Origin of the sequence: Parapedobacter brassicae (assembly GCF_051400755.1) — a bacterium.
GTDB lineage: Bacteria > Bacteroidota > Bacteroidia > Sphingobacteriales > Sphingobacteriaceae > Parapedobacter.
In genome coordinates, this window is sequence record NZ_JBLFFL010000013.1 from 1 (window position 1) to 14,009 (window position 14,009).

The window sequence follows — 14,009 nt, forward strand, 5'->3', positions numbered from 1 at the left end:
TCAACAAAGCGGTAGCGGGCGAGTTCCCGGATTACACCATCGACTATGCAAACGTGACGGTGGCGCAGGGCGGACTCGGTGCGCCTGCATCGCTCCTGCTGGCGCAGACCGGACCGGAAGAGGTAACCCTATCGTGGGATCCCATTACCAGCCGGTATACCAGCTTTGCGGACGATGAACTGGTGGTGGTGCTTTACAACGCCACCAAGCGCTTCATGAACGTCTACGACGGTACGCAGCGCGAAGCCGCAAGCATGGCCATCGCGGTACCGGCATCGTTTGCCGGGGATGAGCTGGTGGCCTGGGGCTTCATGGTGCACCGTGATGGGGACAGGACCTCGGACAGCCAGTACGCCGGCACGGTGATGCTGGCAGGCGGCACCGCTCCGGAACCCGAGCCTTAACCGGCACGGCTCCCAAGCGGCGGGGCGGGGACAGTCCCGCCGCTTTTTTCCGACCCGCGATTTCAACACTTTCACGAATCAATAACTTCACCGATGAACGACATCCGCATCATCCGCGTGGCGCAGGGGAAACACAGTACCCTCAGCCACCTCTATATCGGCAGCCTGTTTTGCTGCTACCTGCTGGAAGACAGCATCCGCAGGGAGAAGATACCGGCCGCGACCTGCATCCCCGAAGGGACGTACCGGCTCCGGCTCAATCCCTGGGCAGGCATGAATGCCGGGTACGGCGTAAAATATCCGAAGCTGCACCATGGTATGCTGGAGATCACCGGCATCCCGGATTTCAGCCTGGTGTTCCTCCACATCGGCAATTACCACACGCAGACCGCGGGCTGCCCGCTCACGGGATCGTACTGGCAGCTGACCGATGGCGACTACCGGGTGCTGCACTCGGCTGCGGCATACAAGTATGCCTACCCCCGGCTCGTAGAGCAGATCGCACAGGGCAATCAGCGGCTCGTGGTGGAAAACAGGATTGGCGGGGTTTAGCCGTTTTGCCTTGCTGCAGAGCCAGCCTAGGAGATCCTAGCGAAGCGACGGAGATCCAGATGGCGAGCAGCAGGCTAAAACAGATGGGAATGGGCGGTTGAAAATTGGCGGATCGTGATGGAGGATTGATAAATAGTAATGGATAATATCAAACACAAAAAACAATGCAAAAAGAAAATAAAACCGTCGGGCTCCCCGAAGCAGGAAAGCCGACGCTATATGACAGGATCAAGGAAACGCTGGCGATGGCCATCCAGCTGATCATCGCCTCCCCGGTGAAGCTGCCGCCCAGGGTGGTGGCCGTGGCCAGGTACGTGGCACTGGCGCTGGGCGTGCTGGAAGCCGTGGAGAGCGGCAGCCGGAAAGGGGATGACGATGAAGGCTAATCAGCAGCTGAGCATCGGCACCACGGGCGGCACGGTCCTGGGCATCGTGGGCCAGCTGGGCCTGCACGACATCACCAAAACCGCCGTACTGGCGGCCATCGGCGCAGTGGTGAGCTTCTTCGTCACCCTGCTCCTGCAACGCTGGCAGCGGGGGAGATGAGGCACCAAGCTGCGGACCCGTCAAACGGTTCGCAGCTTTTTTATGCCATCAGCCGACCATATCGCCCATCTGGAACATGGGCAGGTACATCGCAATGAGGATAAGCCCCACGAAGAGCCCCAGAAAGACGATGATGAGCGGCTCCAGTACCGCGGCGATGGTGGCCGATTGGTACTCCACCTCGTCGTTGTACTGGTCTGCCACTTTGCCGAAGAAATCGGCCAGCTGGTTGACTTCCTCGCCCACCTTGACCAGCGACACCAGCTTGCGGTCATATATCGGGAATTCCGATAGGCTGCCGTGCAGCGAATGGCCATGCATCACGCGGTCTTCCACGCGGATGAGCGATTGCTCGATGGGGTGGAAGTCCACCATCTGGCGGCACAGCTGCAGCGCCCGCATCAGCGGGATCTTGGCCCCGGTGAGCAGGGCCATCGAGTTGCAGAAGCGTGCCAGGTACACCTTCCGGATCATGCCGCCGAATACCGGCAGGTGGAGCAGCAGCCAGGCCGTCCATTTGCGGTTCCACTCGTTTCCGCGCCGAAAGTACAGCCACGCGGCGATGCCGGCGATCGTAAGGACGACCAGCGGCGCATACCGGCGCGACAGGGTGGATAGGGAGACAATGAACTGGGTGATTGCCGGCAGGTCGCTGCCCGAGCGCTGGAAAATATCGGCAAACATGGGCACAATGAAATTCATCATGAAGAAAATGGCGCCGAAGGAGGTAAGCATCACGATGACGGGGTAGGTGAGTGCGCTGGTGATCTGCCGCCGCTGTTTGAGGCGTTTGCGGAAAAACAGGGCCAGATCCTGCAATACCTGGGCGATCTTGCCGGTTTCTTCCCCGATCTGCACGCTGTGGTATTCATACGGGGTGAAGGGTTTGTGCCGCTGCATCGCCGCGGACAGCGAGCTGCCCTGTACCACGTCGGTCTGCACCTGGGTGAGCATCGCGGCATTTTTCTTGTTTGGCTGCTGCTCGATGAGCATGTCGAATGCGCCCTTGAGGTCGATACCCGCCTGCAGCAGGATGCCCAGCTCGTGGTAGAGCGATTCCTTCTGCTTGTCGCCGAACGGTGAAAACAGCGTATAGTCTTTGGTCAGCCATTCGGCAAGCCCGGGTTGCTTGGCTTGGGTGGCATTGCCCGCGGAAGGTGCCGCTTTGATCTTACGAATATCGATGCCCTGGCTCATGGTTCAGAATCGGTTAGGTGGATTAACGTGGCGGCGTCATACTGCTTGCGGACCACGATGGATAAGTGCCTATTCCCCGGGGCGGCATAGAGGGTCGCATGGTCCAGTACGCCTCCGATACTTTCCTGCCGACGGCCCAAGAACCAGCCCCCCAGACTGTCTACCTGCACGTGGAAGGTATCGGCTACTGTGCCGTCATACCGTACACATATGGAGTCCATTATGCTATACTGAATCAACTTATCCTTTCGATAAAAAGCAAGCCCCGATTCCTCCCGGCGAAGTTCCCCGGCGGCCCCGGCATCGGTCTGGATGGCGCTGTGCAAGCGGTTGACCTCCCCAAAATCCCCCAATTGCCGCGAAAACTGTTCGCCCTGCCGCTGCACAAACCGGAGGCCCGCATACACCAGCGCGACGGCCAGCGCCGTGAGCACCAGTGCCACCATCATTTCCATGATGGTGAATGCCTGTAATCGATGCTGATGGCTGTTCATGGGTTGGCTATCACAATTTCCCGGTGTACGGCCCGCTCCCCGGTGCCCTGCCGGGTGGCCTCCAACTGCAAAAGCAGCCGCAGCGTATCCCCTCGGTAGGGCTCCACGGACTGGTCTACGTGTACCCCGTTTTCCAGTTCATATTGGCGGGGCGCATAATCCACATTGCGTTTGGTTTCTTCGGCCAGGGCTTTCAAATCCAACTGCAAGTTTACCGAATTATCCGGTCTTTTCAACCCCATCTTGACATACAGGGTGGCCGCGATGGCCACCACCAGCGTAATGATCACCAGCGCTGCCAGTACTTCCACTAAGGTGGAGGCCTTTAAAAAGCTGCATGCAAGTTTTTTAATAGTCATTGCTTGTATTAATACACTAATTTATCTTCCAGCCACACCAATGCGCGGCCCACCTTTCCCCCATTCAGCAAGGGGCTGCCTGCATAGTGCGGAGACAGGCCGGTGAGGTTCATCACGCCGCCCAGCACAAAGTTTTCGTACAGGCTGGATGGCGTCTGCAGCGAGAACCTCCGGCAAAGCGTGATGCCATTCACGGTGCCCTGCAATTCCAAAAGCCCATCGGCATAGACCTGTCCATTGACGATGGTCTCTTTGGCCAGTTTGACGCTGGCCAAAAGCTGTTCGCTGCCCGGGAAGTGCGAAAACACCAGCCCGTTCACCACGCTGGCGCTGTCGATCCGCATCAGGGGCTGAAACTCCTGTATCAGGCTATCCCGGGGAATGTTGACCAAGCCCAATACCGACGGGTAATCAAAGACACACTGCTGACCCACGATCAACGAATCACGGGCAAACGCCTGCAACCGCCCCCGGAAGCCGTCGGCAAACCGGATACAGGGAGCAAAGAGCAGGATATCGTGCAATCCGGCATCCGCGGTGACCGTGACCGGGCCATCGGCCACCACGATGACCTGCCCGCCGAGGAACGGCCCCGATATGCCGATGCTGTCCAAGGCATGCAGCACCAGCGGCTCCCCGGAAAACGAATAAAGCAACGAATCGCCTGTGCCACCGGCATACCAGTCCACCGCATCAGCGGCCCATTCCGCTGTGTCATCCGGCTGGAAGAACGGCAGCAAACGATTGATGATATCCGCGCTCAGCGTCGGCAGCGCCGTGCCGCTATGATGCATAATCCCTTCATAGATCACCTCCTCACCAGCATATGCCTGATTTTCGATATACGCTTTACGGATACCCGCTTCGGGCAGAAAAGCATCACCCTGTATGCGGGTGTTGCCCGAGATCGAAAGCGGCCGGTATTCATCGGCGAGGTACAGCGCATAGCGCTCCGCTTCCGTGGGTGCGCAGCCGATCAGGAAGGTCCTGCCCACGGTATCCCCGTGTTCGAAGGCATGGGCCACTCCCAGGTCAAACACCCCCCAGGGCCGCCGGATGAGCCGCACCGAGTCCAGCTCCTCGTCAAATAAATCCGCCATCGCCGTATCACCCACCGTTGCCGTCCCGGCCGTGAGCAGCAGGTTGGTGGCCGACCCCAGGTTGCGCTGCAGCCGTTCCTGGCGGAGCGCATGCGCCGCATATTGCCGATGGTATTGAAGCAGCAGCAACAGTCCGCCGGTCATGACCCCGATAATGACAGCAAGGAGCAGCGCAAGGAGCAGCGCGCCGGCTTTGAGGTATAAAGGTGGTCTCCGCATCTGATTCGGTTGTACCCCGTGAAAGTAGGGAAATACCGCAGCAAAACACAGTCAATTTTAAAAAATTATTAAGAAAATCTTTTCGCTTTGAAATCTCAGAATAATCGTGTAACATTACCAAAGAAAAAGACATCAACCAGTAGGGAACATCTGAACAACGAAGCCTAAACCGAAAAGAATCAGCAGTGCGATTTTCAGGCTTTTGTTTGCGGGAAGCGGTGGTGTAAATCAATCAAACGTTTACTTAAATCCTCACCGATATGTATAAACACATCACCGTATCCGTGTTGTTGGCGGCAGCCCTTATAACCGCCCAGGCACAAACCACTATCCATGGCAGCTATAAAGCCGTGACAATCGCCCTGGATCAAAACGTGGCCTACTCGAAGACCCTTATCCTGCTGCACGAGATTTATGACGGTACACTATTGCCAAATAACTACGCCGTGGGTACCATCATGGCGCTGCGCGGTAGCACTGGTTCATATCAACGGATCAATGTGGCAGACATCCGTTCCTCATCCGCCTACAACGGCACGGCGGCTACCCTGGAGTCATTTGACAGCAATGCCTATGGAAGCAATCAGGTATGGGCACTCAAGACCTGTATGTATAACGGCAAAAAATATTTAGCCGTAGACGTACCCTACCTTGCGGGGCAGCATTCGCAGGGCTATCACTTCGTCGGGTGGGTAAATTCCAGCGGTGAAGCATTGAAAGCGGTCACTTATGAAGTCGATGGTGTGCCGCAGAATCAAACCGTGTTAACTGATATAGCCAGTTATGCTTCAGAAATGACGCAGAACCACCTTGCCGGGAAGCTACTTGTCTCCGGAAATGTCGGCATCGGTACCACCACTCCCCAAGCCAAACTCGCCGTAAACGGCAACATCCTGGCCAAAGAGGTGAAAGTAAAGACGGACATCTCCGTGCCGGACTATGTATTTGAGGAGGATTATGAGCTGCTTACCCTGGATGAAATCGAAACCTATGTGAAAGAACACAAACACCTGCCGGAGGTTCCTTCGGCGGCGGACATCGAAAAGGATGGGCTGGACCTGGGGGAGATGAACCTGCTGCTGCTGAAAAAGGTGGAGGAGCTGACGCTGCATTTGATTGAGAAGGAAAAAGAAATAAAACGGCTGGCTGAATTTGAGGATCGGATACAGCAACTGGAACAACACATTAAAAGGTGAAATTTATGAAAACAAAAAGAATAGCCGCTGTCGCTTTGCTTTTATTCGCAGTAACAGTCTCCCAAGCGCAAACCAACTATACGCAGAATGAACCCGCCATCGGATTGGGTGTGGTGCAGGACACCGGTTTCCCGTATAGTTTTACCTATGAGAGCAGAAAAGTTGGCCACTACGCCCTGGGTTGGTATGATGATTCCCAGTATTCCGGTGCCCCAACAGCCTATCTGTCGGGATTCGGTGGTATTCGGTTTTTCCTTGGCGGAAGTCCAAAGGTTTATTTCGCTAGCTCAGGCAATGTCGGCATCGGCACCACCACTCCCCAGGCCAAACTCGCGGTAAACGGCAACATCCTGGCCAAAGAGGTGAAGGTAAAGACGGACATCTCCGTGCCGGACTACGTGTTTGAGCCGGATTACGAATTGCCTACCCTGGAAGAAATCGAAACCTATGTAAAGGAGCACAAGCACCTCCCGGAAATTCCTTCGGCGGCGGATATTGAAAAGGATGGGCTAGACCTGGGGGAGATGAACCTGCTGCTATTAAAAAAGGTGGAGGAGCTGACGCTGCATTTGATGGACATGAAGATAATTCAAGAACAACAGAATGAACGCATTAAAAGTTTAGAGATACAACAGCAGGTGAAATAATGATTAATACCCGAAATCAGGGTGTTCCCGTAAAATCGCAGAATAAAGCTGTTTTAAAATTAGCAATTTAGCCACATTAAATTAACAGCACTGTAGTTATATTTGTAAGGCAAGCATTTAGTAAACCAAAAACAACAGCCTAAACCGAAGGAATAATCAGCAGAAAGATTTTCTAGGCTTTTGTGTGAGGTGTTTGTGTGGGGATGAGAGGTCCTACACGGGGCAATCTGCATGCGGCGGACTGGCGTATGCCTGGCAGAGGCCATGCTACTGTAGGATGCAGTGGTTTATGCTTGATATTAAACTAAAAAGTCGATGCGGCAAGAAAAAAGATGGTGCCGAACATCAATCATGATCCTATATAGATGCAACAATACACTCAATAAGCTATCGTTAATTCGAAAATGAGATGAAGAAAACCTCAAAAAAATCCTCGGTAAGTATAGTAGGATTGATGACCTACCTTTCCATTCTTGTATACGGGCCAGCATTTGCACAGCTGGAATCCCTGGGCAATGTGATACCGCCATCGCCCAGATCGGTCGATTTTAATAAATTTATCGACCATAAGGTATCGCTTGTAAATGGCATACCCGAAATAGCCATTAATTTTTACACCATAAATCTGGATAATATTTCAATACCCATAGGGATTTCATACCACGCGTCGGGTATCAAGTACGGGCAGACAAGCGGAGATGTCGGCCTCGGTTGGTCGATGAATCCAGGTTATCGAATTTCTAGGACAGTCAAAGGTCGAGTCGACGAGTTTTATTCCATGCCTAATATGCAAAATGGTTTCTCTGTAAATGGAGTTTTGAATCAGTCGATTACGTTTTATCTTGGAAATAATTTTACGTCTCCTATAGACCGAGATAAATATATAGCCAGATACGCGAATCCAAGGGAGCAGCCTGTTTTTACTGCGCTTCAAGGCGATTATTTAGATGGCCAGTTTGACGATTTTACAATGGCAACCCCCAGTGAGGAGGCGCATTTTGTTATATCGGATAGGGCAAACAAAAAAGTATCACTTTTAACAAATTCGGCAACCAAGGTAAAGTACTCAACAGGGATCTCGGGTATAAGCGGTTTCGATCTAGTAGACATGGCAGGGATCAACTACAAGTTCGGTTTTAATGTTGCAAACGGTGAGCGAATTATATTTGGCACTAATAAGTACAGTACGGCTTGGATGCTTTCAAATATACGATCTCCTCTTGGGAAGAATGTGGATTTCCATTATGCTGTAAGGCAGGAAAGTTCCGTTCCAAAGCCTTTTTATAGTAGGATGTTGAGGGATGTTGAAACGTCAACCTGCCTCCCTAGTGTTGATGACGGTGGTACAACATCTTACCCTTCATCGACAAGTTACGATATTAGTGTCTTAACCGAAATCAACGGCCCCAATGAGAATATATTTTTTTCCAGAAACGTAAATGGTACTATTAATCAGATTTTGATAAAGCGATTAGATGGGACGACCATTAAGCAGGTCGATTTTTTTTACAGCAGTTTTTATAGTAAAACCTTTCTGGATTCTATTGGGATAGCAGGCAGTGACAATCTTACTGTCGAGAAATACAAATTCGAGTATACTGCAAAGAATGAAAATAGGATTTACTACGATTGCTTCGGTTATTATCAGCAAACGGCCACCAATGGGCATGCTTATCGATACGGGAATCTGCTTTTCCTGCAAGATTGTGGAGGTCTTACAACAAATAAGTTATTGGACGGGACAAATAAGGAGCAATATGCTACTACGAGCGCCTATTTGTTAAACAGGATAACATATCCCACAGGTGGATATACCAATTATAAGTATGAATCAAATCGTTATAGGATGCCGGGAAACACCACCACTGTAATGGGCGGTGGAGTAAGGATTCTCGCAATTGATAGCTATAGTGCAACTGGAGAGGTCGCACTCAGGAAAAGCTATGCTTACGGTTCGGATGGGAGCGGTTATGGCGTCATGCGGTTTAATCCCGTGGATAAATCATTGTATATAAAGGAGCAACCTTACCTGATCGTGCCCCATCCTGAAAGGCCGGGGGTTGTCTCTACCCAGATCAGAAATCATTCTTCATTTTTGGATGGCGAGCTGTTTGATGAGTATGTACAAGCCAATCTTGGATGGTATGACACTGTGCGGGAGATGGCATCCGGCGGGGAAAACCATACTACAGATTATATTTTTGATATGCCGGTTAGTGACTTAGGTGTTAGCCCATACCTGACTAATCACGGATATGAGTTTAATGGCTTGGTACATCCAGTTGAATTTCCTATGTTTTTTGTTGGCAGGTATGACTATTGGAATAAGCCGTACCTGAAAGAAAAAGTATTCTATAAAACTGTTGGAGCTGATAAAGTCCCGTTAGTGAGAGAATTATATGAGTATCTGATTCCTTCAACCATTCCAGCGATTGATGACTTTACCGGTTTTCGAGTAAACGCTTTTGCAAAAGCGGATGGTGGTTTAATTGCAGCTTCCCCTACCATGTACAATCCTTACAATGATGTGGGAATAAACTCACTATTCAATTACGCAACCTATAAAGTCACCCGAGCAGACGTGCTTCTAAAAGAAGAAAACTACGATACAATATCAGGAAGACGGAACTGCGGTCCAGTCCAGTCAAGAGTGGGACTATACTCAGGGCAATCTCCCTTCTTTGGAAAGGGAACATTCAAGTGATGGCAAGGTCCTGACCAAGCGGTATAAATATCCATTTGATTATGCAGAAATCACAGGTACGGATAATATTTCGAAAGGCATCAAAAGACTGCTTGACTCAAACATGATTTCCAGAACGATCGAAGAAAGGAAACTTGTGGCGGCAAACGAAGGTGCAGCTGAAAAACTCATCGTTGCCGATTTCTTGGCTTACTACCCAACAGTTTCCCTTCCCAGCACCCGATATGGATTCGACGTGCTTACACCTTCCAGTACAAGCAATCCTTCAATGGTGCAGAATGGGACTGTGGTGCTCAATAGTGGTTATAAGCCGCTCATTAATTATGACACCTACGACGCGAAGGGCAATCCGCTGCAGGTAACGGAAACGGGCGGTCCGAGTACGAGCTATCTGTGGTCATATAACGGGCAGTACCCCATCGCTGCGGTTACAAATGCGGTTCAGGGCGATATTGCCTATGCGGGATTCGAGTCGGACGGCAAAGGGAACTGGAGCTACTCGGGTGCCACGGCGGCGGACGCCACTGCACCGACGGGCAAGCGGGTGTACAGTCTCGGCGGGGGAGCACTGTCCAAAAGCGGGCTGTCCACGGGGAAGACCTACCTGCTGACATACTGGGCGAAGAGCACTACGGCGACGGGCATAAGCGGAGGCACGGCCGCGGTGATGCGGACCCGCAATGGCTGGACGCAATACAGGCGCGTCGTCACGGGCGTCAGCTCGGTCACGGTTTCCGGTACGGTCGCTATTGACGATGTGCGCCTGCATCCGGCAGAGGCGCAGATGGAGACTTTTACATACGATCCGCTGGTGGGGATGACGAGCCGGACGGACGCCCCGGGCAACACGTTTTATTATGTCTACGACGGTTTCGGCCGGCTCACGGAGGTGCGTGACCTGGCGGGCAACCGCGTCGAAGACTACCGATACAACTACCGTACAAACTAAGGGAGGCAGCCATGAAAAGACACATCATCATCACCGTATCAGTATGCCTGCTGTCGCGCCTCGCCGGAATCCCGGCGGCCCATGGCCAGGCGGCCAACCCGACGTACAGCAGCTATTCGGGACAGGCGGAGCTGAGCGGGACGCAGAGCGTCCGGCTGCTGGCGGGGTTCCATGCCACCCCGGGGAGCACGCTGCGGGTGTTCATCGCGGGGGACACCGAGCTGGGCAATGGTGCCAGCGCAAACCAGAACTACATCCAGCGGACGGTGTACCTGAAACCGTTCAGCGGAACCCCGGGCAACATGGCCTCGGACGCCATGCGCGACATCACATATTATGACGGCTTGGGCCGTCCGTTGCAGGAGGTGGGGGTGAAGGCCTCGGGGGGCGATGGGTACAAGGACCTGGTGACGCCCGTAGCGTACGACGCCTACGGTCGCCAGGAATACCAGTACCTGCCGTATGCGACGGCCACGGGAGGCGGCGGGGCATTCAAGGCCAGCGCGGTGACGGCGCAGAACAGCTACTATTCAAGCACCGCGACCGTTCCGGCGGGGCAGGCGGCGCATGCGTATGCGCGCAGCCGCACGGTTTTCGAGCCCTCGCCGCTGAACAGGGTGGTGGAGCAGGGTTTCCCGGGCGCGGCGTGGCAGCCGCAGAGCTCCTCGGTACCGGGGAGCGGGCATACGGTTCGGACGGAATATGCGTCGAACAACGCCACGGCATTCGGCACGGTTGCCACGACAAGAATGGCCTCGCGCTACGGGGTGACGCTGAACGCGGCGGGCGTCCCCACGCTGACGCTGAACGGGACATACGCGGCGGGCGAGCTGCAGGTGACCGTCACCAGGGACGAGAACTGGGCGGGGGGCAGCGGCACGTTCGCCAGCCGGCTGCACACGGCGGAGGAATACACGGACAAGCAGGGGCGGGCGGTATTGCGGCGGACGTTCAACGGAACGAGCCAGCTGCTGAGCACGTATTACGTGTACAACGACCTGGGGCAGCTGTCGTTCGTGCTGACGCCGGAGATGGGGCCGGACCGCACGGGCACAGTGGCGCCGACGGCTGCCGAGCTGAACAACTTCGCCTACCAGTACCGCTATGACGCCAGGGGCCAGCTGGCCTACCGGCGCCTTCCGGGCGGCGGGGCGTGGGAGAACTATGTCTATAACATGCCCGGCTGGCTGGTGTTCCACCAGGACAGCCGCCAGCAGCTGGAGGCGTATGCCGGGTTCGGCCCGGGGCAGTACCACACGTTCCACAAGTACGACGGGCAGGGCCGGGTGATCATGAAGGGGGTGGAGAAGGGGCGTACGGACAACCGGGAGACGATCGCGGGGTATTTCCCGGGCCATGCCCACCAGTGGGAGGAGCGCTCCACGGCGAGCGGCCACCTGCACGGGTACACGAACGTGTCGATGCCCTCCAATACGGCGGACATGGACGTGACGGAGGTGCATTACTATGACCGCTACGACGGCATCCCGGGATTGCCGCACAACCAGTCGGCCAGCTACAGCAAGCTCACCCACGGCAGGCAGGTGGCCGGCAAAGCGAAGGTGCTGGGCACCTCGATCTACCTGTGGACGGTGTACTACTACGACGACAGGGGCAACGTGGTGCGGGAATGGAAGCAGCACCTGCTGGGGGGCAGCTATGCGGCCACGGAGTTCGACGACATCACGCGGGAGTACAGCTTCACGGGGCAGGTGAAGAAGGAAACGCGGAAGCACCATACCACCAATGCCGCTACCCCGGAGGTGACGGTGACCACGGAGTATGAATATGACCACCGCAACCGCCTGACGCACACCTGGAAGACGGTGAACACCGGGGCTCGTGTGCTGCTTGCCAGGAACGGGTACAACGAGGTGGGGCAGCTGCGCACGAAGGGCCTCCACAGCACGGACCAGGGCAGCAGCTTCGGGCAGGCGGTGAGCTACAGCTACAACGAGCGGGGGTGGCTGAAAGAGAGCAGCGCGCCGCTGTTCCGGCAGGTGCTGGGCTACAACGCGGGCAGCGCCCCGCAGTACAACGGCAACATCGCCAGCCAGCAGTTCACGCGTCACAGCACGGCCTCCCCGGCGGCACCGGTGACGGACACCTACAGCTACGCGTACGATGCGGTTAACCGGCTGACGGAGGGGATGATGGCGGGCAGCAAGGGCCGGGAAGCGCTGAGCTACGACCGGAACGGGAACATCAGGACATTGGCACGGACGGATGCCTCGGCGGCGGTGGTGGACAACCTGACGCTGAACTACACCGGCAACCGGCTGACCTCGGCGGTTGACGCGATCACCGCCACGGCCGACGTGAACTACCAGCTTCCCGGAACGACGGCATACAGCTACGACGCCAACGGCAACATGGACAGGCGGTACAACGGGACGAGCGGCCGCACGGCCAACAACATCGACACGGTGATCTACAACTACCTGAACCTGCCGCAGAGCGTGACGGCTGCTGCGGGCAACGCGACCTATGTGTACGACGCCACGGGGCGGAAGCTGCGGAGCACGGGGGGCCTGGTGGGGCAGGCGCGCGACTACATCGACGGGATCGAATACTCGGGCGGCACGATGGAGCTGATCCACACGGAGGAAGGGCGGATCATCCGGAGCGGGACAGCCTACACCTACCACTATTTCCTCAGGGACCACCTGGGCAACAACCGGGCGGGCTTCCAGCAGGGCACGAACGTGACCACGCCGAATTTCACGGCGGACTACTATCCGTTCGGGCTGCAGTACCGGCAATACATCCGTGCAGGTTCGCCGAAAAACAATTATCTTTACAACGGCAAGGAGCTGCAGGACGGGATCAAGCAGTATGACTACGGCGCACGGTTCTATGATCCTGTTATTGGACGCTTTGGGACAATAGATAGGTTTGCGGAGAAGTATTATGATATGACGCCATATCAATATGGTGGGAATAATCCAATATTGAACATTGATATTAATGGTGACAGCCTTTGGGTTACGCATAGGACAGGCTTTTTAGGTTTAGGCGGAAAGGAAACACTGCGATACGAAGGGGGGAATCTTTATAACAAGGATGGTTCTGCATATTCGGGAAAGGTTAAAGGGTTTTTGAAAACAGCCGTTAATAACTTGGACAAGATCGGAAGTGGTACGGAAGGGAAGGCTATGCTTAATGAAATAGAAAGTTCTACTTCCAATGTTTCGGTAGTCAGAGGAAGTGACGGCAATAAATTTTCTCCGGGAACGAATACCGTTCAGTTTGACCCCAGTGGTAGAGAAGGGGGGCTCAATACGCGGGGCTCAAGGGATAGACCCACATTCATAGGTTTAGCGCATGAATTGGCTCATGGTTTGGATAATATTCGAGGAACTATAAACATGGCGCAAATTCCGGGTCAGAATTTCACATATGCTGAGCATTTTGCCACGCATATGGAAAACAAGTTTAGAGCTGAGCATTTTCTGCCATTAAGAGAGTATTACAAATACGATGTTCAAACGGGTACTGGGATATATCCATTAATAAATGGTTCAAGACAAAGCCTGTTCTACAATAACTATAACTATTTCAATGGAGTAAAGGCAAGGGCAATAGTACCATCAATATCCCGGCCAGCGGTAGAAACCGGTAAATTGCCTTACCAACCCTAAA

The 14,009-nt window shown here is 54.3% G+C and carries 13 protein-coding genes; 9 read left to right on the plus strand and 4 right to left on the minus strand.

The features are described 5' to 3' along the window. The 4 genes from ACMGDE_RS19310 to ACMGDE_RS19325 all read left to right on the plus strand — a co-directional run. Positions 1 to 404 (plus strand): DUF6266 family protein (locus ACMGDE_RS19310; RefSeq protein ID WP_436834477.1); only part of this gene is annotated, 404 nt, incomplete at its 5' end. Between the two features lie 93 nt (positions 405 to 497). Then, positions 498 to 956, plus strand: a complete 459-nt coding sequence (locus ACMGDE_RS19315; protein WP_436834478.1) for a DUF5675 family protein — start codon at positions 498 to 500, stop codon at positions 954 to 956. Positions 957 to 1,120: 164 nt separating this feature from the next. Further along, complete coding sequence (locus tag ACMGDE_RS19320) at positions 1,121 to 1,342, plus strand: hypothetical protein (protein ID WP_436834479.1); 222 nt, start codon at positions 1,121 to 1,123, stop codon at positions 1,340 to 1,342. Beyond that, entirely contained in the window at positions 1,332 to 1,502 is a 171-nt protein-coding gene (locus tag ACMGDE_RS19325; protein WP_436834480.1) for a hypothetical protein, read from the plus strand. The genes ACMGDE_RS19320 and ACMGDE_RS19325 overlap by 11 nt, the downstream gene beginning before the upstream one ends. A 48-nt stretch (positions 1,503 to 1,550) precedes the next feature. Here ACMGDE_RS19325 and ACMGDE_RS19330 read toward each other — a convergent pair whose 3' ends face one another. From ACMGDE_RS19330 to ACMGDE_RS19345, 4 genes are read right to left on the minus strand one after another with little or no spacing between them, the layout of a single operon-like run. After that, positions 1,551 to 2,699 (minus strand): type II secretion system F family protein, encoded by a 1,149-nt coding sequence (locus ACMGDE_RS19330; protein ID WP_436834481.1) that lies wholly within the window; start codon positions 2,697 to 2,699, stop codon positions 1,551 to 1,553. After that, positions 2,696 to 3,193 carry a PulJ/GspJ family protein gene (locus ACMGDE_RS19335; RefSeq protein WP_436834482.1) on the minus strand — a complete coding sequence of 166 codons (498 nt, stop codon included), beginning with the start codon at positions 3,191 to 3,193 and terminating at the stop codon, positions 2,696 to 2,698. Before ACMGDE_RS19335 ends, ACMGDE_RS19330 begins: the two co-directional genes overlap by 4 nt. Further along, a complete protein-coding gene (locus tag ACMGDE_RS19340; protein WP_436834483.1) occupies positions 3,190 to 3,552 on the minus strand; it encodes a hypothetical protein in 363 nt (120 codons plus the stop codon). The genes ACMGDE_RS19335 and ACMGDE_RS19340 overlap by 4 nt, the downstream gene beginning before the upstream one ends. 8 nt (positions 3,553 to 3,560) lie before the next feature. Then, positions 3,561 to 4,871: a hypothetical protein gene (locus ACMGDE_RS19345; protein ID WP_436834484.1), complete on the minus strand. Its 1,311-nt coding sequence runs from the start codon at positions 4,869 to 4,871 to the stop codon at positions 3,561 to 3,563. 260 nt (positions 4,872 to 5,131) lie between these two features. Here ACMGDE_RS19345 and ACMGDE_RS19350 point away from each other — a divergent pair, with 260 nt between their 5' ends. From ACMGDE_RS19350 to ACMGDE_RS19370, 5 genes are all read left to right on the plus strand, one after another. After that, positions 5,132 to 6,067, plus strand: a complete 936-nt coding sequence (locus ACMGDE_RS19350) for a hypothetical protein (protein ID WP_436834485.1) — start codon at positions 5,132 to 5,134, stop codon at positions 6,065 to 6,067. 5 nt (positions 6,068 to 6,072) lie between these two features. Next, positions 6,073 to 6,714, plus strand: coding sequence for a hypothetical protein (locus ACMGDE_RS19355; RefSeq protein ID WP_436834486.1), 642 nt, complete (start codon positions 6,073 to 6,075; stop codon positions 6,712 to 6,714). A 409-nt stretch (positions 6,715 to 7,123) separates the two neighbouring features. Continuing rightward, positions 7,124 to 9,418: a hypothetical protein gene (locus ACMGDE_RS19360; RefSeq protein WP_436834487.1), complete on the plus strand. Its 2,295-nt coding sequence runs from the start codon at positions 7,124 to 7,126 to the stop codon at positions 9,416 to 9,418. Next, positions 9,396 to 10,367, plus strand: a complete 972-nt coding sequence (locus tag ACMGDE_RS19365; RefSeq protein WP_436834488.1) for an RHS repeat domain-containing protein — start codon at positions 9,396 to 9,398, stop codon at positions 10,365 to 10,367. Before ACMGDE_RS19360 ends, ACMGDE_RS19365 begins: the two co-directional genes overlap by 23 nt. An 11-nt stretch (positions 10,368 to 10,378) precedes the next feature. Then, entirely contained in the window at positions 10,379 to 14,008 is a 3,630-nt protein-coding gene (locus ACMGDE_RS19370) for a DUF6443 domain-containing protein (RefSeq protein ID WP_436834489.1), read from the plus strand. Position 14,009: the final 1 nt, after the last annotated feature.

Coding starts and splice junctions, on each gene's coding strand:
- ACMGDE_RS19350 (WP_436834485.1), top strand. CDS start 5,132: ATGTATAAACACATCACCGTATCCGTGTTGTTGGCGGCAGCCCTTATA.
- ACMGDE_RS19335 (WP_436834482.1), bottom strand. CDS start 3,193: ATGAACAGCCATCAGCATCGATTACAGGCATTCACCATCATGGAAATG.
- ACMGDE_RS19320 (WP_436834479.1), top strand. CDS start 1,121: ATGCAAAAAGAAAATAAAACCGTCGGGCTCCCCGAAGCAGGAAAGCCG.
- ACMGDE_RS19325 (WP_436834480.1), top strand. CDS start 1,332: ATGAAGGCTAATCAGCAGCTGAGCATCGGCACCACGGGCGGCACGGTC.
- ACMGDE_RS19345 (WP_436834484.1), bottom strand. CDS start 4,871: ATGCGGAGACCACCTTTATACCTCAAAGCCGGCGCGCTGCTCCTTGCG.
- ACMGDE_RS19315 (WP_436834478.1), top strand. CDS start 498: ATGAACGACATCCGCATCATCCGCGTGGCGCAGGGGAAACACAGTACC.
- ACMGDE_RS19355 (WP_436834486.1), top strand. CDS start 6,073: ATGAAAACAAAAAGAATAGCCGCTGTCGCTTTGCTTTTATTCGCAGTA.
- ACMGDE_RS19360 (WP_436834487.1), top strand. CDS start 7,124: ATGAAGAAAACCTCAAAAAAATCCTCGGTAAGTATAGTAGGATTGATG.
- ACMGDE_RS19370 (WP_436834489.1), top strand. CDS start 10,379: ATGAAAAGACACATCATCATCACCGTATCAGTATGCCTGCTGTCGCGC.
- ACMGDE_RS19330 (WP_436834481.1), bottom strand. CDS start 2,699: ATGAGCCAGGGCATCGATATTCGTAAGATCAAAGCGGCACCTTCCGCG.
- ACMGDE_RS19340 (WP_436834483.1), bottom strand. CDS start 3,552: ATGACTATTAAAAAACTTGCATGCAGCTTTTTAAAGGCCTCCACCTTA.